Genomic DNA, 19784 nt, shown 5'->3' with positions numbered 1-19784 from the left:
TGCTCGCGCGCGTGCGCGCGTGATCCGCTCCCGACTCTTGACCCCGGGCCGTCGCTGGCCTCATATGAAACCGGGTCCTCCTCGTGCGCGACCGGCGCTTCACGTGCGGGGGACGGACCGGTTCCTGTAGGACGCGGCGAGGCGGGAGGGGCGGTGGGACGACGCAGGGCGGTCCAGGACGCCCGCCGGGACCGGGAGTTCGAGGCGTTCGTCTCGGGCGCGGCCGGGCGGCTGCTGCATGCCGCCACGCTGCTCACGGCCGAGCCGCGGGACGACAATCCGCGCGCGAAGCGCCTGCTGACGCTGTCCCTCGCGCACACGTACGCATGCTGGGACCGCCTGCACGGCGAGGACCCGTACGACCGCACCCGCCAGTACCTGGCCACCCGCTTCTCCCGGGCCGCCTGGCACCAGTACGGCGGCCTGGGCGTCCTCGGCCGGGTCCGCCCGCACGCCGCAGGCCCGCTGGCCCGGCTCTCCCCGCAGGAACGGCTGATCCTGGTGCTGCGGCTGTACGAGGGGGTGGCCGAGGAGCAGGTGGCGGCCCTGCTGGGCCTGCCGAGGGAGCGCGTCCACGCGATCTGCGACCGGGCGACGGCGACCCTGCTGCATCCGCCCCGGGAGCCCGCGCCGACGGTGCTGGGAGCGAAGGTGGTGTCGCCATGAACCGCGTCCAGCGGGAAGCGGCCGCACGCCGGATCATGGAGCGCACCCCGCCGCCCGTGCCGCCGGATCTGTACCCGGAGGTCGTGCGGCGCGGCGGCCGCATGCTGCGCCACCGGAAGATCGCCGTGGGGCTGACGTGGCTGCTGCTGTTCGCGGCGACGGTGGCGTTCACGGTGTGGGCGCTGACGGCCCACCCGTGGGTGGAGCCGCCGTCGGAGACGACTCCACCGCTGACGGGCTGGTGAGCCCTTCCACCGGGGTCTAGCCGAGCGCCTGCTGCAGGTCCTCGAGTAGGTCGTCGACGTTCTCGATACCGACGGAGAGCCGGACGAGATCGGCGGGCACCTCCAGAGCCGAGCCGGTCACCGAGGCGTGGGTCATCCGTCCCGGGTGCTCGATGAGGGACTCGACGCCGCCGAGGGATTCGCCGAGCGTGAAGATCTTGGCGCGGTTGCAGACGTCGACGGCCGCCTCCTCGCCGCCCTCGACCCGGAAGGAGACCATGCCGCCGAACGTCTTCATCTGCTTGGCGGCGACCTCGTGCCCGGGGTGCTCGGGCAGACCCGGGTACAGAACGCGCGTCACGCGCGCGTGCCGGGTCAGCATGTCGGCGATCTTCGTGGCGTTCTCGCTGTGCCGGTCCATGCGCACCGACAGCGTCTTCGTGCCGCGCAGCACCAGCCAGGAGTCGAAGGGGCCGGCGACGGCGCCCATGGCGTTCTGGTGGAAGGCCAGCTCGTCGCCCAGGTCCGAGTCGCTGACGATCAGCGCACCGCCGACGACGTCCGAGTGCCCGCCCATGTACTTGGTCAGGGAGTGCACGACGACGTCCGCGCCCAGCGACAGCGGCTGCTGGAGGTACGGCGTGGCGAAGGTGTTGTCGACGACGAGCTTCGCGCCGGCGTCCCGGGCGATCTGCGCGACGGCGGGGATGTCGGTGATGCCGAGCAGCGGGTTGGAGGGGGTCTCCACCCAGACGACCTTGGTCTTCGGGGTGATGGCGGCCCGCACGGAGGACGGATCACTGGTGTCGGCGACCGACCACTCCACCCCCCACCGCGCGACGACCTTCGCGAACAGCCGGAACGTGCCGCCGTACGCGTCGTTGGGGATCACCACGTGGTCGCCCGGGCTGAGCAGCGTACGCAACAGGCAGTCCTCGGCCGCCAGTCCGGACGCGAACGCGAGCCCGCGACGACCGCCCTCCAGGGCGGCGAGGTTCTCCTCCAGGGCGGTCCTGGTCGGATTGGCGCTACGGCTGTACTCGTAGCCGCCACGCAGGCCGCCGACGCCGTCCTGCTTGTAGGTCGAGACCTGATAGATCGGCGGGACGACCGCACCGGTAAGGGGGTCCGCGGTGTTACCGGCGTGGATCGCGAGAGTCTCGAAGTGCTGACTGATGTGCCTGTCGCTCATGGGCACCGAGCGTAGTGCGCGAACGGCGCGGATGCCGTACGACCGGGTTTCCCGAGGTGAACCCTTTCTCCACAGAACCCTTTCTCCACAGGGCCCCCGACCTCGTTGGCCAATTGTCGGCAGCGTCTGGAACGCTGGAGGCATGGAAATTCTCTGGGTCCTGATCGCAGCGCTCATGATCGGCTTCGTGCTGGTGCCGTTCATGCGGCGCAGGCGGGGCATGATCGAGCAGGTCCCGCCGGGCCACCCGGACGCCGCGGACCCGGCGAACTACGGCTTCGTACGGCAGGAGGAGCTGGACATCCGCATGCCGGGCCCCGACCAGGACCTGCTGGACGTCCTGGACCTGGTGCAGCGCACCCAGGACTACCGCGCGGCCTCGCAACTGCTGGCCGGCACGGAGGCGGAGGGCGAGCTGCGCTGGCAGCGCGTGCAGGCCTTCGCCGGGGCCGCGGCGCTGGAGCTGCAGCAGCGACCGGGCGGTGTCAGCGAGACGCCCGGCGGCCAGTGGCTGCGGGTCTGGCGGACGGAGCAGCCCAAGGACGCCGGCGGGGCGGCCGTGCATGCGGAGTTCCTGGTACAGCAGGCGTGGCGTACGGCGACACCCGGCACGGACGAGTTCCGGATCATCATGGAGGAGGCGAGGTCGGCGTGCGGCGAGGCGGCTCTGCTGGCTCCCGGTGACCCGATCCCGTACATCGTCGAGCTGTCGGTGGCCCGTGGACTCGCCTACCCCCGCCCGGAGTTCGAGCAGCTCTGGCTGAAGATCCTGGACCGCGCCCCGGCCCACATGGGCGCACACCTGGCGGCCCTGCACTACTGGTGCGAGAAGTGGCACGGCTCGCGCGAGCTGGCGTACGACTTCGCGGAAGCGGCGGCGGCCCGCGCCCCGCAGGGCTCCCTCCTGGCCTCCATGCCGCTCTTCGCGGTGTTCGAGCATCTGCCCGAGGTGAACCTGGTCAGCGGCTTCTACCAGAGCGAGGTCGTGACGAAGGCGATCCACGGCGCGCTGTACGCGGCGCACGCGGCCCGCCCCGACGACCCGATGCTGGCTCACGTGCGCCACCTGCTGATCTTCTTCCTGGTCCGCGGCGAGCGCTGGGCGGAGGCCATGGACCAGCTGATACACGTCGACGGCCATGTCGGTGCCCTGCCCTGGACGCTGTCGGCCGACCCGGCCGCGGAGTTCGCGGTCTACCGGGCACTCGCGGTGGCGGGCTACGAGGCGAACGGCGGAAACCCGGCGACGCTGCCGCACTGAGCGGCCCTGGGGGAGGGCGGTGGCCGCTGTCAGTCGCTGGGCGCCGGAAGCACCTGCACGCTGTCGCCGACCGCGCGCTCGCCGGTCGCGTCCGATGGGTGGTTGACCAGGGTGCCGCGGACGGCCATCGCGGTGGAGCCGCCGCCGTCGAGGTTCAGCGCCTGCACGGCGCCGAGCGAGCGCATGAACTCGGCTGCCTCGTGGAGGGTGAAGCCCTCGCTGCCGCCGGTCTGCCGCCCGTCGACCGTCGCGAGGATCAGCCGCCCCTTGCTGTCGACACCCGCCATGGTGCGCGGCTGGCGCACGTTGGCCCAGGCGTATCCGAAGGACAGGTCCTGCGGGTCGACCACGCCCTCGGCCGCCGCGTCGATGTCGATCCGGCCGTCCTTCACCAGGGTGGGAGCGGCACTCACGATGGAGTCGTCACCGTCGAGTTCGATGCGCCGGCCGCCGGTGTCACGGACGACCTCGCCGACCCGGATGCGGTCACCGGGCTCGGCGTTCGCGGTCAGCCAGTCGGCAGCGCCGCCGATGGCCTGCAGGACGCGCCCGCCCGCCGGCACCCGGCCACCACGCACTCCCAGCGTCACGACCCGGCCGGAGGCGTCCAGCACCGCCTGGACGCCTGGCCCGGTGGGCAGGTCGGCGCCGAACGCGGGGGTGAACTGGACCAGGTCGTCGGTCAGTCGGCAGGTGACGTCCTGCCAGGGCAGGGCGCTGGGTGTGGCGCCGGGGCGGCCGCAGTCGCGCACCAGCCCCGGCACCCGGTTGATGCCCTGGATCCGATACGAGGAGTTCCTCGCCTGGGCCGTGACCGTGGTGGTCAGGTCGGCCACCCGGATGTGGCGGCCGTCGTCGCCGAGGATCAGCGCGGCCCGCGCGCCGGCCGCCATCGACCCCAGCCGCCCGTCGTAGGCGCCCAGGCCGGACATCGTGCCCTGGACGCCGTCGGCGTCCGAGGTCACGAAGAAGCCACCGTTGACGGCGACCAGTGAGTGCAGCCGGGCAGCGACCGACGACGTGGTCCTGCGCTGCGCGAGACTGCCGTCATGGGTGCCCTCGACGGTGCCGTCGAAGACCCGCGGGTCGATCACCGCGACATGCACGTTCTCCCGGTCGGCCGGCTGCTGAATGTCGTAGCCGGTCCAGGCGACCGAGGTGCGGAACCCGGCCGCGGTGATCGCCGCCGCCGCGGACTGGGCGGCGGCCTGGGTGGAGAAGGAGCCGACCCGTACCCGAAGTCCCATCACCCCGTGCGGGGTGTCGGAGTAGTCGGGCCACCGGACGGTCTCGACGCGCGGCTGGAATTCCGCGTCGCGCAGTTTCGCCGCCGTGGTGTCGGCCCAGTTCCGGGTGCCGACCTCGGACCAGGTCGCGGCCCCGGTCAGCCGGCTGATGCCCGGGGACTGAACGGCGACCGTCCAGCTGTGCGTGACGTCGGGGTGCGTGATGGTTCCGGTCCGTACCTCCAGGCCGGGTGCGAGCGTCTCGGTCGACCACTGAGTGGTCGCCACGTGGCTCGCGGGGTCGGCCTGCGCCTGGGTCGGCATCAGGGAGGGAACGGCTACGGCGAGTACGGCGGCGATGCCGAGGCACGCGCGGACGCGCGCGGTGCCTCGGGCGGATCTGCCGAGGGCATTGTGATCCATGGCTTCCTCACGGCTGGAGCGCGGTGGCGGCCGTCGGGGCGATGTGCGGGTGGGCGCAATGGGGGCGGCCGTGTGCGCTGTCCATCCCAGACAACCGCCACGACTCCCGTGGCTCCGGCACGTGAAGAGCAGGAAAGAGGGCGGGAAACAACGGCGGTGCTGAGTCAGCGTGGGCTCGGGCCGTGGTTGCCGTGGTTGCCGTCGTTGCGGGCACGGCGGAGCGTGAAGGCGTCGACCGGCTCGGCCTGGCCGTAGGAGCCGGTGACGGCGTAGTAGGTCACGGACATCGTCGTGGTTCCGCCGGCATGGGTGCCGGGATCGACGGAGAAGGCGACGAAGCCATAGGGGTTGACGCGGTCTCTGACCGCCGACCAGGGTGCCGCTTCGGACACGTAGACGGGCGTCTTCCTGCCGTTCGCCCCAGCGGGACCGACGCCGGTGATGACGTTGCACTGTGGGATGTCGAACAGCACGTCCATGGACGGGATCGAGGTGCCGCCTCCGCCGATGACCATGTGGACGGTGCCCTCGGTGGTGTCGACGAGGTCGGTGCGGGTGGCCGCCGGAGTGGGCGTCATCGTGTCGTTGGGTTGGCGGCCCCGGATCGGATGCGATCGCTCGTAGTGGTGTTCATGACCGCAAACGACCACGTCGACACCGTACTGATCGAACAACGGCAGCCATTCCTGACGTATGCCGAGGTCTGCGCCGTTGCCCGGGTGGTCGGCGGTGGAGATGACGACCTGGTGCATGACCACGACGATCCAGTCGATGGCCCGGTCGGCCCGGGTGTGTGCGAGTTCCGCCTCCAGCCACCGCCGCTGGGCGCCTCCGGAATAGCCCCGGATATAGGAGTTGCCGCCGTCCTGGTAGGCGACGTCGTCGTTGGCGAGGCTGATCACCCGCACGGATCCGACGGTGAAGGCGTACCACAGCCCTCTGGTCACCCGTGCGCTGATCCGGGCGCAGGTCACCTACTGTGTCCCGCCACCGGCGCCCTTCGCCGGCGGCGGGACACCGCCTGCTCCGTCGGAGCAGGCATGGCCTCGCTCGGTCAGCCCTCCGCGCGGGCGGGCAGCCGCCATCCCGGGCGCGGGAAGTGGCAGGTGTAGCCGTCCGGGTAACGCTCCAGGTAGTCCTGATGCTCGGGCTCGGCCTCCCAGAAGGGGCCGACCGGCTCCACCTCGGTGACGACCTTGCCGGGCCACAGGCCGGAGGCGTCCACATCCGCGATCGTGTCCTCGGCGATCCGCTTCTGCTCGTCGTCCACGTAGTAGATCGCCGAGCGGTAGCTGAGGCCGATGTCGTTGCCCTGGCGGTTCTTGGTGCTGGGGTCGTGGATCTGGAAGAAGAGCTCCAGGATCGCGCGGAAGTCGGTCTTCTCAGGGTCGAAAAGGATCTCGATGGCCTCCGCGTGCGTGCCGTGATTCCGGTACGTCGCGTTCGGCACGTCACCGCCGGTGTATCCGACGCGGGTCGCCGTCACGCCCGGGAGCCGACGGATCAGGTCCTGCATTCCCCAGAAACATCCGCCCGCCAGCACGGCCCTCTGCGTCTGCGCAGCCATTGCGGCCCTCCTATACGTGTCGCTCGGTCACTAGGGCCACTCGGCGCGCACACCACCGCCATCCGATGCCCACCCTGCTCAACGCATGAGGGCTCCGGGCGATTCCTTGCCCGTCCAGCGGCCCTCGCCCTGCGATCGCAGGCGAGGGCCGGGCACTCTGGACGACGCGGGATGGCTACACGGTGATCGTCACCTCAGTCGGCAGCCTTGAGCTCACCTCGGGTCTCCACCCAGTGCAGAAAGCCCGCCCAGTTGAGATGGAGGTCGACGCCCTCTGTGCCCAGGCGAGAACCGATCCACTGTTTGTGTGCCTCGATGGCCGCCAGGATGAGGGGGCCGTAGAGGGGAACGGTGAGAACGAGCAGCTCGCCCGCGACCGGAATCCCCGTGGCCGCGAAATCACCTTCTGACCGGTCGAGGGAGACGACCAGCCCCCACCATCGGGTCTGCACTTCCGCCATGACGTCCCCCTCAAATTCCTGTGTTTCCTGCGTTGACCGCCTGGCCGTTCTCCTGAGCCTCGGCGATCTTCTTGATCGCTTCCCAGACGAACTCCGCGACATCGATCAGGATGTCCACGAGATTTACTTTCGGGTCCCAGTAGTGCGAGACGAGGATGGAGGCAGTCCGGTCCGCGACATCCTGCGGGATCTGAACGACTTCGGTCTCGTCCCGTCGCCCGGATCCGAAGGCCCGACCGTCGCAGCCGTACCGGTAGCGGATGATTTCGTGCTGGATCGCCCGGCCCTCGGCGTCGTAGAGATTGAACCTGACGCCGCCGGTATAGCCACCGAACCAGGTGACGCTTTCTGTGACCGTGCGAGTCGTGAGAGCGGTGCCCTGGAGCCAGGCCCAGCTCTGCATGAAGTGTCCGGCGCGGAGGTCGCTCCAGAGATATGTGGTCACTTCCTGGCCGACGGCCCGCAAGGGGGCTGTATCGAGAGGAATGGCCAACAGTGTGGCGGGGTCGAGCTGCTGGATGTCGCTCTGCGTGAGTCCCTCGCGCGTGATGACGTCGGGCGTGACACGCTGTCGACGTCGGTTGCTGATCACGTACAGATCATTTGATTTCGTCGTCGAGGTGACATACGTGCCTTCGGGCAGAACCGCCTCGTCGGAGAAGGCTATGCTTCCGTCCGAAGCCAGATCCAAGAGCCCTGCCTGGAGCTTGTTGTTGAGTTCCTGGACCGAGGCGCTCAAATATCGGGCAAGCTCGTCGGGAATATCGGCCGGGGCCGTCCATTCGACTCGGTCACCGTCGATGAAGGACTCTCCGAGACCGGTGAGGAGTTCGTCGACGCTCTGCGTGCCCCGAGTACCGTCCGAGTCGGCGAGAAGCTCCTCCAGCGTCAGGGTGACGGCGGGGATCACCAGGCTGCCGGGGATGGCCGGCTCGCGGCCGGGATCGGATCGATCCTGCTTGCCGGGGGAGCCGAATCCGTAAGCGCGTCGAGGGCCCGGCTCCACGGGCCGGCGACCGTTCGAGCTCCGTGCGCCCGTGCCCTTGTCCGAGGACTGGGGGAGGCCCCACTTCCAGGGGGTTGAGCCAACGGTGGGTCCAGGATTGACGGCCGGGGCTGAGCCCGAGGGCGACTGTGACATGGATGTCCGTCCTCCGATGGAGAAAGGGGCCTCGTTCAGGAGCGCCTCGCTCCCCTCGCCGAAATGGTTGAGTTCTGGGTTCTGGTCGTACCGTGCCGGAATCAGCACTTGGACTGCCCGGTGGAAGTGTGAGTAATTCCCCTTGAAGCTCCCGCTGTTCCATGCCCTGAGGACGGATTCAGTGAAAAGCCCGTTGGTGCTTCCGTCCCGGGCGAGCTGAGAGTCTCTGCAGGCAGAGAGAGTGACGACCGGCGTCCGCAGATCTTCGCGGCGTACACCGGCAGTACGGCGTGCCGTGCGGTCGTAAAAGGACTTGTTCGCGGCGTAGATCTCGTCCGACAGGTCCTGTGGAATTGCTCGATACTGCGAGGGATTGCGCTGCATCCGGCGGTTGCGATAGTCGCGTGCCCCGGTGCCGCTGTGGCAGCAGTCCAGCATGATGACGGCCCGCACACCCGGCTGGAAACGCTGCAAGTACAGGACTGTCTCATCGTCTCGCCATTCGCCGTCGAAGAGGCATTGCGTCTCGTCGAGCCGGTCCGCTTCCTCCCCGCTGATGTCCTGCAACTGGCCGCCGTGACTCGAGATGGTCATCAGGAATGTGTCACCTGCGCGCAGCGTGAGTGTGGCTTCCTGAAGAGCGGAGGCGAGAGCGGCGCGGGTGGCATTCCGCGTCAGAAACGTACGGGTGTCGAATCCTGCACTCCGAGCGAGGCGCTCCATGTCCCGGGCGTCGTTTTCGCACCCACGCAGCAGACCCTGCCATCCCTGATAGTGCTGGGGGTCCACTGCATTGAGGCCGAAGTGGATCGATTTCGCTCTTCTCACCGCAGCATCCCCCTTTGGGAGAGGTCGGGGCATCCCTCCAAGAGAGGAGAATCGTGCGAAACGAAGAAGGCGTCAAGGAGTACCCGTGACTCCGTTTATTGCAGCCGATTTTGTTCAAAAACGGTCAGGACGAAGCACGGTCTGGCACACCACAGTTTCCCAAGCCCATGACCTGGATGTCAGAGGCGGGTGCTAGCTTCCGCTGTCCATGGGAAAGCAGGAAAGCAGGAAGGGGATGTGGGCCGTGGGGGCATCGGGGTGGGACTACTACGTGCCGTACCAGGAGAACCTGAACGCCGCGCTTCAGGAGCTGCGGCGTGCGGTGTTCGAGGCCGGCGACTACTACTGGGTCAACGGCGACGACTGGCGGCCGGAGGAGGAGCGGGAGCCTCGGCCGCAGTCGCTGGAGGCGCTGTGGGAGGACGAGTTGGTCCAGGAGGCCGGTACGCACTCGATTCTCGACATCTTCCGGGTGGTGGGGCCTGACGACACCCCGGACTACAACACCGTCGAGCCCGTGACCGCCGAGGAAGCGCGCGAGCTGCTGGGTACCGACAAGCTGACGCGTGCGCACGTCAAGGACTTCGACGTCTTCCCCCGGTCACGATGGATCGGGCGATGCGCAGTACTGCACGACGAGCAGGGCAGCCCTCAAGAGATCCACTTCTGGGGGCACTCGGGCGACTGAGACGAAGGCCGGGAGGGCAACGGATTCACCCCGCCCCGGGCCCCGCGATCGCAAGCACCCGATCCCGCAGCACAGGAAGCTCGCCGCGGATCCGGGCGACCTCGGTCATGTTCAGGTCCGCCGTCAGGGTCTCCTCGCCGGTGGCGGCCTCGGCGAGGACCGTTCCCCAGGGGTCGATGATCGCGCTGTGGCCCGCCTGGTGCATGTCGGCGTGGGTGCCTGTCGCGCAGCAGGCGAGGAGGAAGACCTGTTCCTCAAGGGCACGGGTGCGGGTGAGGAGTTGCCAGTGGGTGAGGCGGGCCGCGGGCCAGGCGGCGGGGATCGCGATGAGTTCCGCGCCCGCGTCCAGCAGGCCCCGGAAGAGTTCCGGGAAGCGGAGGTCGTAGCAGATGGCCAGGCCGATCACGCCGAAGTCGGCGGGCACGGTGACGATGTCGTGGCCGCCGCCCATCAAGGTCGCCTCGCCGGTGTCGAAGCCGTATCGGTGGATCTTGCGGTAGATGCCTTTCAGGTCACCGGTGCGGTCGAAGAGGAGCGCGGTGTTGTACAGGGTTCCGTCCGCGTCCCGTTCGACGATCGATCCGGCGTGGAGCCACGTCCCGGCCTGCCGGGCGGCGGCCGACATGACCTCGGCGGTGGGGCCGTCGATCTTCTCGGCGTCGTCGTCCCAGCGGTCGTACGACCAGGCGCCGGCCGTCCACAGCTCCGGCAGCACCACGAGATCGTCGCCCGCCCGGTCGCGGACCAGCGCGGCCGCTCTGTGGCGGCGCTCCTCGGCGGTCTCCGACGCGTCGACGGACAGCTGGATGAGTGAGGCACGCATGGCTGTCACCTCCCACCTCCAGCGTAGGGAGACCGGCTCGGGCAGCCACTTGTCGGCCCGTGCTTCAGCCGTCGGAGCTGTCCGAGCCGTCGGGCCGTTGTCGGTGGCTGCTGGTTTCATGAAGGCATGACCAGCAAAAGTGTCGTGGTGGAGCGGAGTGTCGCGGCAGGTCAGGGGCCGGTCTGGGAGGCCCTGACGGACCTGGCCGGGATGGAGCGCGTGCTCAGCGGGGTGACCCGCGTCGAGGTGCTCACGGGTGGCGCCTTCGGCGTGGGGACGCGGTGGCGGGAGACCCGGCGGATGTTCGGCAAGGAGGCCACCGAGGAGATGTGGGTGACCGTCTGCGAGCCGCCCGAGCGCTATGTCGTGGAGGCCGAGTCGCATGGCACGCACTACGTCACGGAGTGGCAGGTGCGCGCGGACGGACCGTCGGCGTCGACCGTCCGGATGACGTTCACGGCCGTGGCCGGCGGCGTCGCGGGGCTGCTCGCGAAGATCCTCGGCGGCCTGGGCACCCGGGCGGTGACCAAGGCCATCGCCAAGGACCTGGACGACATCGCCCGGGCGGTCGAGGGCCGGAGCCAAGGCGGCTGAGGCAGGTCACAGCGGGGCGGGTCACGCCTTCGGCGCCGACGCCCCCGTTCCCGCCTTCGTCGCGTCCGTCCCCCAGCTGGCCAGCAGCCGCAGCGCCTCCGCCGACGGCGAGCCCGGTTCCGGGTGGTAGGTGATCAAGGTCTGTTCCGTGCCGTCGGTCAGGCGGAACGACTCGAAGTTCAGGGTCAGCTCGCCGACCAGAGGATGCCGCAGCCGCTTGACGCCGTAGCCCTTCTCCTTGACGTCGTGGATGGCCCACAGCCGGCGGAACTCCTCGCTCTTGACGGAGAGTTCGCCGACGAGGGCGGACAGCCGAGGGTCGTCCGGGTGGCAGCCCGCGTCCATGCGCAGGAAGGCGACCATGTCGGACGCCTTCTGGTCCCACTCCACGAACAGATCGCGGTACTCGGGCCGCAGGAACACCAGCCGCGCCCAGTTCCGCTCCTGCGCCGGCAGCTCCGCCCAGTCGCCGAAGACCGCCGCCGCCATCCGGTTCCAGGCGAGGATGTCCGAGCGCCGGCCCGAGACGTACGCCGGGACGGATTCGATCGAGTCCAGCAGCTGCCCCAGCGCCGGCCGCACCTGTTCCGTGCGGGCCGCCGGCTTCTTCTTGTGCTGCTTCGGCTTCGCCAGATGCATGAGATGCGCGTGCTCGGCGTCGCTCAGGCGCAGCGCCCGCGCGATGGCGTCGAGGACCTCGGCCGAGACATTGCGCCCGTTGCCCTGCTCCAGGCGCGTGTAGTAGGCCACGGACACCCCGGCCAGCTGCGCCAGCTCCTCGCGCCGCAGCCCCGGCACCCTGCGGTGCCGCCCGAAGTCCGGCAACCCCACGTCCTCCGGCTTCAGCCGGGCCCGTCGGGTGCGCAGGAACTCGCTGAGCTCGGCGCGCCGGTCCAGCCCGGCCCGCCGCCCGGCGGCCGGGTCGGCGGTGGGTCCTGTCATGGATCGGGGCTGTTCATCCATGCCTCAAGTATTCCCGGTCGTACGCGTACGAGCCTGTCCCCGCCAGTGGTAGGCACAGCGAACGTACGTACGACCGAGGTCTGGGTGACCGGCGCTCGAATCGGCAGGCTGAATGCGTGCCCGGACGAGCAGGACCAGAAGGCAGCCGGGCGCGAATCCCCCGCTAGGAGAACCCCGGCATGACCACCGTTGCCGCATACGCAGCACCCGCCGCCAAGGCTCCGCTGGAGCGCACCACCATCGAGCGCCGTGCGGTCGGCGAGTTCGACGTCCTGATCGACATCGAGTTCGCCGGTATCTGCCACTCCGACATCCACCAGGCCCGTGAGGGCTGGGGCGAGGCGATCTTCCCGATGGTCCCCGGCCACGAGATCGCCGGCGTCGTCTCCGAGGTCGGCCCGGGTGTGACGAAGTACAAGGCCGGCGACCGCGTGGGCGTCGGCTGCATGGTCGACTCCTGCCGTGAGTGCGAGAACTGCAAGGCCGGTCTGGAGCAGTACTGCCTCAAGGGCCAGATCGGCACGTACAACGCCCTCGACAAGAACGGCGAGCCGACCTACGGCGGCTACTCGGAGAAGATCGTCGTCGACGAGAGCTTCGTCGTCCGCATCCCCGACGGCCTGTCCCTGGACGTCGCCGCGCCGCTGCTCTGCGCCGGCATCACCACCTACTCCCCGCTCAGGCACTGGAACGCCGGCCCCGGCAAGAAGGTCGCGATCCTCGGCATGGGCGGCCTCGGCCACATGGGCGTGAAGATCGCGCACGCGCTCGGCGCCGAGGTGACCGTGCTGTCGCAGTCCCTGCGCAAGAAGGACGACGGTCTGAGGCTGGGCGCGGACCACTACTACGCCACCAGCGACCCGCAGACCTTCAAGGACCTGTACGGCAGCTTCGACCTGATCCTGTCCACGGTGTCGGCCCCGCTGAACCTGGACCAGTACCTGTCCCTGCTGAAGACGGACGGTGCCTTCGTGAACGTCGGCGCCCCCGAGGAGCCCGTCTCCCTCAACCTCTTCTCCGTGATCGCCGGTCGCAAGACCCTCGCCGGCTCCGGTATCGGCGGCATCCGGGAGACCCAGGAGATGCTCGACTTCTGCGCGGAGCACGGCATCGGCGCCGAGATCGAGCTGATCGACGCGGACCAGATCAACGACGCGTACGAGCGGGTGCTCAGCAGCGATGTGCGGTACCGGTTCGTGATCGACACCTCGACGATCTGATACGGCGAGGACCTGGAACGGCGATTCCTCGTCGCTGACCACCGAGGGCCCCGGAGCCACCCCCGCTCCGGGGCCCTCGGCATGCGCGACGGCCGTAGGTCGGAGTACCGGAGGAGTACCCCGACCCCCTCCCTGCGACCGATGTGCCGCGGGACGGCGCTGCCTAGCGTGAAAGGCGAAGGAGCCCGTCCGATCCGTGCACACGAGGAGGCAGCCCCGATGACCGTCCAGCTCAACCACACCATCGTCGCCGCGCACGACAAGAAGGAGTCGGCCCGTTTCCTCGCCGACCTCCTGGGCCTGGAAGTGAGCCCGCAGTACGGCCCCTTCATCCCGGTCGAGATCCCCAACGGTGTGACCCTGGACTACCTGGACTCCACCGGCGCGATCACCCCGCAGCACTACGCGTTCCTGGTGTCGGAGGACGACTTCGACACGATCTTCGGCCGGATACGGGACGCAGGTCTGACGTACTGGGCCGACCCGTACCACCGCCGGCCCGGCGAGATCAACCACAACGACGGCGGCCGCGGCACGTACTTCGACGACCCGAACGGCCACAACCTGGAGATCCTCACAAGGCCGTACGGCAGCGGCGGCTGACCGCTCCCGCCCGCCCGTCACATCCGCGCTCCGCCCGGCGTCATACCGGCGCAGGCACACCCGAGCACGATGGAAGCGGAGCGGTCATGACATCGACGATCCTGGTCACCGGCGGTACGGGCACCCTGGGCGGCCACGTGGTCCCGCTGCTGCGGGCGGCGGGCCATGAGGTACGCGTCCTCAGCCGCCGCGAGCGCGCACCCGAGCCCGGCCTCACCCACGTCACCGGCGACCTGATGAAGGACGAGGGCGTCGAGGCGGCCGTCGCGGGAGCCGGGACGGTGCTGCATCTGGCGGGCGGCCCGAAGGGCGACGACGTGGCGACACGCAACCTGGTGCGCGCCGCGGCGCGGGCCGGCGTCGGCCACCTCGTGTACATCTCCGTCGTCGGCGCGGACCGGGTCCCGTTGGCCTGGCTCCGGATGAAGCTGGCGGCGGAGCGGACGGTGGCCGACTCCGGGATCCCGTGGACGACCCTGCGGGCGGCCCAGTTCCACGAGCTGACGCTGAAGACGGTGCGGCAGATGACGAGGCTGCCGGTCCTGCCGTCACCCGGCGGTCTGCGCCTCCAGCCGGTCGACTCCCGTGAAGTAGCCGCCCGCCTGGCCGAGTTGACGCTCGGCGCCCCCTCCGGGCTGGTCCCCGACATCACCGGCCCCAAGCTCTACGACCTCCCCTCCCTGGTCCGGCCGTATCTGGACCTCAGCGGAAGGCGCCACCGCCCGTCCCTGCCGATCCGTATCCCCGGCAGGGCGGGGCGCGCGTACCGGGCGGGGGCGAACCTCACGCTGGAGGGGGCCGAGGTGGGGAAGCGGACGTGGGAGGAGTTCCTCGAGGAGACGGTGAAGCACTAGGGCCCGCCGCCCTCCCCCGTCATCCCTGATACGGCGGCGCGGACCCCCAGTTCCACCTCGGCACCGGCTGCTCCGCCGGCGGCACCGCGTCCGGGCCGGAGAAGTACACCGCGAGCCGCGTGCCCCACTCCACATAGGCGACGAACGCCGAGCGGAACTCCGCGTCCGTCGGCAGGCCCGCCTCGTCGGCCGCGTCCTGGATGAGGTTGACCCAGCGGCGGCGCTGGGGCTCGGTGATCCCGCGGCCCAGATGCTTGGCGACCATATGGCCGTGGCCGCCCTGGGTCTCGGAGTAGGCGGGCGGGCCGCCGAAGACCTCGCTGAGCCAGAGCGCCACGTGTTCGGCGTGGTCCGGGTCCAGGTGCGCGAACAGCGGGGCGAGCACGTCGTCCTTGACCACCTTGTCGTAGAAGACCGAGGTCAGACGGGAGAACGCCTCCGCCCCGCCCGCCCAGGCGTACAGCGTCGGCACCGACGCGCCCGCGCCGCGGACCACCGTCGGCTTGTAGTGGCGCATCTCCTCTATGTGCGTGACGTACGGGCGGATCTCCGCGAAGAAGTCGGCGAACAGCTCCGACTTGCGGAAGCCCTCCAGGTGATCCTCCGTCGACGTCCAGGTGATGCGCAGGACGTAGTGCTCGAAGTCCTCCTCGCACCGGGCGAGTTCGTAATCGACGCAGTGGGGCGACGCGGCAAGCTGGGCCGCGGCTCGGGTGTAGGCGGCGAGGAACTCCGCCGACTTCTGCTCGGGGATGCGGTACCGGATGTATTCGACCGTGTGAGCCGTCATGGCCACACGGAAACACGAAATCCGACCGGACGCTCGTCCTCCGGCAACTCAACGTCGACGGGTCGCCGCGACGTCGAGCTCCAGCGCCACCTTCTCGCTGATCAGGAGCCCGCCCCAGCTGACACCCCAGTCCTTGCGGTTGATGATCGCGCGGCCCCGGAAAGCGGCGCGGGGGCCGCCGTGTGGATCGTTCCCGGCGCCGGTCAGCTCGAAGTGCACGGTGGCGGGCCCGGTCACGCCGTGGACGGTCAGGTCACCGGTGACCTCGAACCGGGTCTCGCCGACCTGCCGCACCTTCGTCGAGGTGAAGGTGATCGTCGGGTGCCGGCCGACGTCCAGGAAGTCGGCGCTGCGCAGATGGTCGTCGCGCTTCTGCTTGCCGGTGCTGATACTGCCCGCCCGGATCACGATCCGGACCCCGGACCTCGACGGGTCGTCGCCGTCCAGGTGTGCGGTCCCCTCGAAGTCGTCGAACCGTCCGCGCACCTTGCTGATCATCGCGGCCCGGGCCACGAAGCCGATCCGGGTGCGGGCGCTGTCGAGGACGTGGTCGCCGGTCAGCTCGCCGAGCGTGGTGGTGGTCGTCATGGTGGGTCACTCCTTGGCATCCGTCTCACCGGTACGACGGTTCAGGCCCGCGGAATGTGAGGCGCGGCTTTCGACGTCACATTCCGGCGGGCCGCGTCGTCGAAGTGGTGAAGGCAGTCGTGAGCGAGGGAGCGGGCCGCACCATGACCGATCCGGAGCTGGACGCGATCATGAACGAGCGCCGTCAGCTGATCAATGTCGCCTACCGGCAGAAGCTGCGGCCCTGGACGACGGGCTGACACCGGCCGCGCACGGGAAAGCCCCGCCGGAGGTACCACCTCCGGCGGGGCTTTCGCTCAGCGCCTCCTACTTGCCGTAGTAGGCGTTGTAGATCGAGATCGTCGACTTGTTGCCCTTCTTGTCGGCGATCTTGGCGTGGAAGGAGATGCCCTTCCCCTTCGCCGGGTTCTTCACGGTGATCCTGCCGTCCTTGACCTCGAGCTTCTTCCAGGTCTGGCCGTAGTCGTACGACACGTAGACGTGCAGCGACTTGAGGTTGGCGCCCGCCGCCGCACCGACGACGGTGACCGGGAACGTCACCTTCTTGTCGGCCTCGACCCGGCTGTCCAGCCCGGTCTTGGCGTCGAAGCGGGCCGTGGAGGCCGGGAGCGTGACCCGGTCGGCGGCCGACTTCTTGGAGCGGAAGGTCCAGCTCGCGTCGACCCGCGTGGAGGCGGCCGCGACCTTGACGCTGCGCTTGACCGAGGTCGTCAGCTTGTACTCGGCCTCGGCGGCCGGGACCCGGAACATCTTCTCGCCGAACAGCGGGTCGTCGTTGGTGGCGAGCCGGGTGCCGTTGCGGTACAGGCTCGTGGTCACCGCGGTGAAGTCGGACGAGCCGGCGTGCTTGTTGCCGTCGGCGAACAGCGGCAGCAGGCCGTAGATGTCGTTGCCCTCACGGAACAGGCCGAAGTCCTTGTTGACGTGCGGGCCGAAGACCGCCGTGTTGAAGGTCTTCGAGTAGCTCTGGCCCGCCTTGAAGGTCTGCGGAAGGCCCAGCGTGTAGTACGCGTCCGGGATCGGGAAGCCGTCCGCGTCCTTGCCGCCGTACTGCTCGAAGTCGAACGTCCACTGGATCTTGTCGGACGTCGACAGGTACAGCGTCCGCGAGCCCGGCAGCTTCTGCTCGATCGGCATGCCGATCGCGACGTCCTCGGGGAAGACGCCCAGGGGCAGCAGCCCACCGGTCTTGTTGGCGGACGAGGCACCCAGGTGGTTCGTCACCTTGGCGAGCTCGCCCGCCTTGAAGTGACGGACCTTCTTGCCCTGGATCTTCTTGACCTTGGCGGTCGTGGCCACGTCGTACTCGGCCGTGGCGCCCTTGGTCCACTGGCCGCTCCAGGTCTGGGTCAGACCGCTCGGGACCTCCGGTCCGAGGTGCGCCATGCGCAGGTTGGCGAAGGAGTCGAGACCGACGCCCAGGCCGATTCCGGCCGCCTCGTAGAAGTAGTTGCTGCCGACGAGGACCGGCTTGGCCTGCGCGTCCGGGACGGTGATGTCGGCCGACTTCGCCGTCCGGGCGTCGACCGTCACGGAGGTGTTCTTGGTGAGGTTGAGCTTCGGCTGGATCACCCAGTCGAGGCCGCCCTCCAGGTTCACCCAGTCCTTGGCGATCCAGGCGTCCATCAGATACGTGCCCTTGGGCAGCCGCATCTTGGTGACGCCGGACTCGACGACCGGCACCTGGAAGCCCCGGTTCGTCGCCAGGCCCGCGTAGCCGAGGAAGGCGGTGTTGTACTCGGGGGCAGGCTTGCCGTCCTTGTCGATGTGCTTGACGGTGACGTCGTACGACTCCACCTCACGCTGCACCGCGGCGCCGGTACGGACGTTCTGCCCGTCGCCCGTCGCCGTGACATACGCGGAGTAGGCGCCGTCGAGCGTGCCGCCCAGCTTGGTGTTCACGGTGAGGCCGACGGAGGCCTTGCCGCCCGCCGGTACGGTCACCTTCGTCGCGCCGAGCTTGAAGAAGCCCGCCGGGGCCGCCTGGCCCTTGGGGTCGGTGGCCGTCGCGGAGAGCTGGAGCGTGACGTCCTTCGTACCGAGGTTGCGGTACGTCAGCTCCTCGGTGGCCGGCTTGTCGTCGGTGTGCGGCCACGCCTGCGTGCCGAAGCTCACCGACACCGGGTCGGCGATCACGGTCTGCTTGATGGCCTTGTCGACCTGGATCCGGCCCGAACCCTGCTGGAAGGGCGTGTACTTGCCGCCCTTCGTGGAACCGGTCAGGGCGCCCTTGAGCTCGGTGTACTTCCAGTCCGGGTGCTGCTGCTTGAGGATCGCCGCGGCGCCCGCGACATGCGGGGTCGCCATGGACGTGCCGTCGATCGTCAGATAGCCGGGCGGGTTCTCGCCGACCTCCTGCTCGATGAGGCTGCCCTTGGCGGACGCGGCGGTGATGGCCACACCCGGAGCGGTCACATCCGGCTTGATGCCGCCGTCGCCGACCCGCGGGCCGGTGCTGGACCAGGGCGCGAGCGCGTCCTTGTCGTCGACCGCGCCGACCGTGAGCGCGGCCTCGGCACTGCCGGGCGAACCGACCGTCTCCGGGCCGGAGTTGCCGGCCGCGATGGCGAAGAGGACGCCCTTCTCGGCGGACAGCTTGTTGACCGCCGCCTCCATCGGATCGATCTCGGGCGTGTCCGGCCCGCCGAGGCTGAGGTTGATGACGTCGGCGCCCTGTTCGGCGGCCCACTCCATGCCCGCCACGATGCTGGAGTCGTCGCCGAAGCCCTCGTCGTCGAGGACCTTGCCGTTGAGGAGGTCGGCGCCCGGTGCGACGCCCTTGTACTTGCCGCCGGACTTGGCGCCGGTGCCCGCCGCGATGGACGCGACGTGTGTGCCGTGGCCGACCTTGTCGGTGGCGTCGGCGGCCGGGCTGAAGTTCTTGGCCGCGACCACCTGGTCCTTGAGGTCCGGGTGGGTGGCGTCGACGCCGGTGTCCAGGACGGCGATCTTGACGCCCTTGCCGTCGTAGCCGGCCGCCCATGCCTTGGGAGCGCCGATCTGTGCCACCGACTTGTCGAGGCTGGCCTTGCGGACGCCGTCGAGCCAGACGTGCGCGATGCCGGAGGCCGTCTTGTCCCCGTTGGTGAGCGCGTCCCACAGCTCGGCCGCGTCCTGGTGCGTGGTCTGCACCGCGTCCGCGTTCAGGGACTTCAGGGTCAGCCGGAGCCGGCCCGCGTCCCGGACGTCCGCCTTGGCGCCGGCGGCCGCGCCCTGGTAGCCGACGATGACCTTGGGGCCCTTGGCCTGGGAGGTGCGGGTGGCCGACTTGCTCAGCTCGGTGACGTCGAACAGCCGCTGGTCGACCTTGCCGGTGGCGACCAGCCGGGCCGCGTCGGCCGGGATCACCAGGGTGTGCCCGTGGGCCTTGCGTATCTGTACGGGTATGTGCTCGCGCCCCTTCGCCCGCTCCAGGCCGACCACACGGCCCTTGGAGTCGACGGAGATCCGGTCACCCGTGATCAGGGTGATGCGGTGGGGGGACGTGAACGAGGCGGCGCCGGAGGGGCGCTGCTCGGGTTCCGCCGACGCCGGGCTGGTCATGCCCGCGGCGAGGGCGACGGCGGCGGCCGTGGCGACAGCGGCCGTGCCCACTCTTTTGACTTGTCTGCGCAAGTTTCCCCCTTGCAGATGGTCCGGGTGAGTTTTCCCCGTTCACCCGGCCGGGGGAGG

19 protein-coding genes are annotated in these 19784 nt (G+C 69.6%); 8 read left to right on the top strand and 11 right to left on the bottom strand.

All coding sequences use genetic code 11. From position 1 onward, the window contains the following. Positions 1 to 153: 153 nt before the first annotated feature. Together ACFQ6S_RS31730 and ACFQ6S_RS31725 are read left to right on the top strand one after the other, a co-directional pair. Complete coding sequence (locus ACFQ6S_RS31730; RefSeq protein WP_383417390.1) at positions 154 to 666, top strand: sigma factor-like helix-turn-helix DNA-binding protein; 513 nt, start codon at positions 154 to 156, stop codon at positions 664 to 666. Further along, positions 663 to 911 (top strand): hypothetical protein, encoded by a 249-nt coding sequence (locus ACFQ6S_RS31725; protein WP_383417387.1) that lies wholly within the window; start codon positions 663 to 665, stop codon positions 909 to 911. Before ACFQ6S_RS31730 ends, ACFQ6S_RS31725 begins: the two co-directional genes overlap by 4 nt. Before the next feature lie 16 nt (positions 912 to 927). On the opposite strand, the gene ACFQ6S_RS31720 is transcribed toward ACFQ6S_RS31725, so the two are convergent. Next, positions 928 to 2082, bottom strand: coding sequence for a cystathionine gamma-synthase (locus ACFQ6S_RS31720; RefSeq protein ID WP_383417384.1), 1155 nt, complete (start codon positions 2080 to 2082; stop codon positions 928 to 930). 142 nt (positions 2083 to 2224) lie between these two features. Between ACFQ6S_RS31720 and ACFQ6S_RS31715 the strand changes: the two genes are divergently transcribed. Beyond that, positions 2225 to 3343: a hypothetical protein gene (locus ACFQ6S_RS31715; RefSeq protein WP_383417382.1), complete on the top strand. Its 1119-nt coding sequence runs from the start codon at positions 2225 to 2227 to the stop codon at positions 3341 to 3343. A gap of 29 nt (positions 3344 to 3372) precedes the next feature. Here ACFQ6S_RS31715 and ACFQ6S_RS31710 read toward each other — a convergent pair whose 3' ends face one another. From ACFQ6S_RS31710 to ACFQ6S_RS31690, 5 genes are all read right to left on the bottom strand, one after another. Then, positions 3373 to 4992: a phosphodiester glycosidase family protein gene (locus tag ACFQ6S_RS31710; RefSeq protein ID WP_383417379.1), complete on the bottom strand. Its 1620-nt coding sequence runs from the start codon at positions 4990 to 4992 to the stop codon at positions 3373 to 3375. 164 nt (positions 4993 to 5156) lie between these two features. Beyond that, positions 5157 to 5939, bottom strand: coding sequence for a metallophosphoesterase (locus ACFQ6S_RS31705; RefSeq protein ID WP_383417376.1), 783 nt, complete (start codon positions 5937 to 5939; stop codon positions 5157 to 5159). Between the two features lie 107 nt (positions 5940 to 6046). Beyond that, a complete protein-coding gene (msrA, locus tag ACFQ6S_RS31700; RefSeq protein ID WP_262007061.1) occupies positions 6047 to 6559 on the bottom strand; it encodes a peptide-methionine (S)-S-oxide reductase MsrA in 513 nt (170 codons plus the stop codon). A 194-nt stretch (positions 6560 to 6753) separates the two neighbouring features. Then, complete coding sequence (locus ACFQ6S_RS31695) at positions 6754 to 7020, bottom strand: hypothetical protein (protein ID WP_383417373.1); 267 nt, start codon at positions 7018 to 7020, stop codon at positions 6754 to 6756. 10 nt (positions 7021 to 7030) lie between these two features. Continuing rightward, a complete protein-coding gene (locus tag ACFQ6S_RS31690) occupies positions 7031 to 8989 on the bottom strand; it encodes a caspase family protein (RefSeq protein WP_383417370.1) in 1959 nt (652 codons plus the stop codon). A 244-nt stretch (positions 8990 to 9233) separates the two neighbouring features. Between ACFQ6S_RS31690 and ACFQ6S_RS31685 the strand changes: the two genes are divergently transcribed. Then, complete coding sequence (locus ACFQ6S_RS31685) at positions 9234 to 9677, top strand: hypothetical protein (RefSeq protein WP_383417369.1); 444 nt, start codon at positions 9234 to 9236, stop codon at positions 9675 to 9677. A gap of 25 nt (positions 9678 to 9702) precedes the next feature. Here the strand turns inward: ACFQ6S_RS31685 and ACFQ6S_RS31680 are convergent, their stop codons facing one another. Continuing rightward, entirely contained in the window at positions 9703 to 10500 is a 798-nt protein-coding gene (locus tag ACFQ6S_RS31680; RefSeq protein ID WP_383417366.1) for a nitrilase-related carbon-nitrogen hydrolase, read from the bottom strand. Positions 10501 to 10626: 126 nt separating this feature from the next. Here ACFQ6S_RS31680 and ACFQ6S_RS31675 point away from each other — a divergent pair, with 126 nt between their 5' ends. Then, positions 10627 to 11094, top strand: a complete 468-nt coding sequence (locus tag ACFQ6S_RS31675; protein ID WP_383417363.1) for an SRPBCC family protein — start codon at positions 10627 to 10629, stop codon at positions 11092 to 11094. 21 nt (positions 11095 to 11115) lie between these two features. Here ACFQ6S_RS31675 and ACFQ6S_RS31670 read toward each other — a convergent pair whose 3' ends face one another. Next, entirely contained in the window at positions 11116 to 12057 is a 942-nt protein-coding gene (locus ACFQ6S_RS31670; protein WP_383417360.1) for a helix-turn-helix domain-containing protein, read from the bottom strand. Positions 12058 to 12236: 179 nt separating this feature from the next. Between ACFQ6S_RS31670 and ACFQ6S_RS31665 the strand changes: the two genes are divergently transcribed. The 3 genes from ACFQ6S_RS31665 to ACFQ6S_RS31655 all read left to right on the top strand — a co-directional run bounded on the left by ACFQ6S_RS31665 (position 12237) and on the right by ACFQ6S_RS31655 (position 14734). Continuing rightward, complete coding sequence (locus ACFQ6S_RS31665; protein WP_383417358.1) at positions 12237 to 13277, top strand: NAD(P)-dependent alcohol dehydrogenase; 1041 nt, start codon at positions 12237 to 12239, stop codon at positions 13275 to 13277. Positions 13278 to 13496: 219 nt separating this feature from the next. Further along, on the top strand, positions 13497 to 13880 hold the full coding sequence (locus ACFQ6S_RS31660; protein WP_383417356.1) for a VOC family protein: 384 nt from the start codon (positions 13497 to 13499) through the stop codon (positions 13878 to 13880). Between the two features lie 86 nt (positions 13881 to 13966). Next, on the top strand, positions 13967 to 14734 hold the full coding sequence (locus ACFQ6S_RS31655; RefSeq protein WP_383417353.1) for an SDR family oxidoreductase: 768 nt from the start codon (positions 13967 to 13969) through the stop codon (positions 14732 to 14734). A gap of 19 nt (positions 14735 to 14753) precedes the next feature. Here the strand turns inward: ACFQ6S_RS31655 and ACFQ6S_RS31650 are convergent, their stop codons facing one another. The 3 genes from ACFQ6S_RS31650 to ACFQ6S_RS31640 form a co-directional block, all read right to left on the bottom strand. Continuing rightward, positions 14754 to 15524 (bottom strand): group II truncated hemoglobin, encoded by a 771-nt coding sequence (locus ACFQ6S_RS31650; RefSeq protein ID WP_383417351.1) that lies wholly within the window; start codon positions 15522 to 15524, stop codon positions 14754 to 14756. Between the two features lie 48 nt (positions 15525 to 15572). Next, positions 15573 to 16112 carry a YceI family protein gene (locus ACFQ6S_RS31645; RefSeq protein ID WP_383417348.1) on the bottom strand — a complete coding sequence of 180 codons (540 nt, stop codon included), beginning with the start codon at positions 16110 to 16112 and terminating at the stop codon, positions 15573 to 15575. Between the two features lie 306 nt (positions 16113 to 16418). Continuing rightward, positions 16419 to 19727, bottom strand: a complete 3309-nt coding sequence (locus ACFQ6S_RS31640) for a S8 family serine peptidase (protein ID WP_383417347.1) — start codon at positions 19725 to 19727, stop codon at positions 16419 to 16421. Between the last annotated feature and the right edge of the window lie 57 nt (positions 19728 to 19784).

Source organism: Streptomyces sp. NPDC056479, from assembly GCF_042795335.1.
Lineage (GTDB): Bacteria > Actinomycetota > Actinomycetes > Streptomycetales > Streptomycetaceae > Streptomyces.
Note: the sequence above shows the minus strand (reverse complement) of the source record. Positions and strands in the feature narration are given on the sequence as shown.

Excerpts from the sequence above, each read along its gene's own strand:
- ACFQ6S_RS31725 (WP_383417387.1), top strand. The coding sequence starts at position 663 with ATGAACCGCGTCCAGCGGGAAGCGGCCGCACGCCGGATCATGGAGCGC.
- ACFQ6S_RS31720 (WP_383417384.1), bottom strand. The coding sequence starts at position 2,082 with ATGAGCGACAGGCACATCAGTCAGCACTTCGAGACTCTCGCGATCCAC.
- ACFQ6S_RS31715 (WP_383417382.1), top strand. The coding sequence starts at position 2,225 with ATGGAAATTCTCTGGGTCCTGATCGCAGCGCTCATGATCGGCTTCGTG.
- ACFQ6S_RS31710 (WP_383417379.1), bottom strand. The coding sequence starts at position 4,992 with ATGGATCACAATGCCCTCGGCAGATCCGCCCGAGGCACCGCGCGCGTC.
- msrA (WP_262007061.1), bottom strand. The coding sequence starts at position 6,559 with ATGGCTGCGCAGACGCAGAGGGCCGTGCTGGCGGGCGGATGTTTCTGG.
- ACFQ6S_RS31695 (WP_383417373.1), bottom strand. The coding sequence starts at position 7,020 with ATGGCGGAAGTGCAGACCCGATGGTGGGGGCTGGTCGTCTCCCTCGAC.
- ACFQ6S_RS31680 (WP_383417366.1), bottom strand. The coding sequence starts at position 10,500 with ATGCGTGCCTCACTCATCCAGCTGTCCGTCGACGCGTCGGAGACCGCC.
- ACFQ6S_RS31675 (WP_383417363.1), top strand. The coding sequence starts at position 10,627 with ATGACCAGCAAAAGTGTCGTGGTGGAGCGGAGTGTCGCGGCAGGTCAG.
- ACFQ6S_RS31670 (WP_383417360.1), bottom strand. The coding sequence starts at position 12,057 with ATGGATGAACAGCCCCGATCCATGACAGGACCCACCGCCGACCCGGCC.
- ACFQ6S_RS31665 (WP_383417358.1), top strand. The coding sequence starts at position 12,237 with ATGACCACCGTTGCCGCATACGCAGCACCCGCCGCCAAGGCTCCGCTG.
- ACFQ6S_RS31660 (WP_383417356.1), top strand. The coding sequence starts at position 13,497 with ATGACCGTCCAGCTCAACCACACCATCGTCGCCGCGCACGACAAGAAG.
- ACFQ6S_RS31655 (WP_383417353.1), top strand. The coding sequence starts at position 13,967 with ATGACATCGACGATCCTGGTCACCGGCGGTACGGGCACCCTGGGCGGC.
- ACFQ6S_RS31650 (WP_383417351.1), bottom strand. The coding sequence starts at position 15,524 with ATGACGGCTCACACGGTCGAATACATCCGGTACCGCATCCCCGAGCAG.
- ACFQ6S_RS31645 (WP_383417348.1), bottom strand. The coding sequence starts at position 16,112 with ATGACGACCACCACCACGCTCGGCGAGCTGACCGGCGACCACGTCCTC.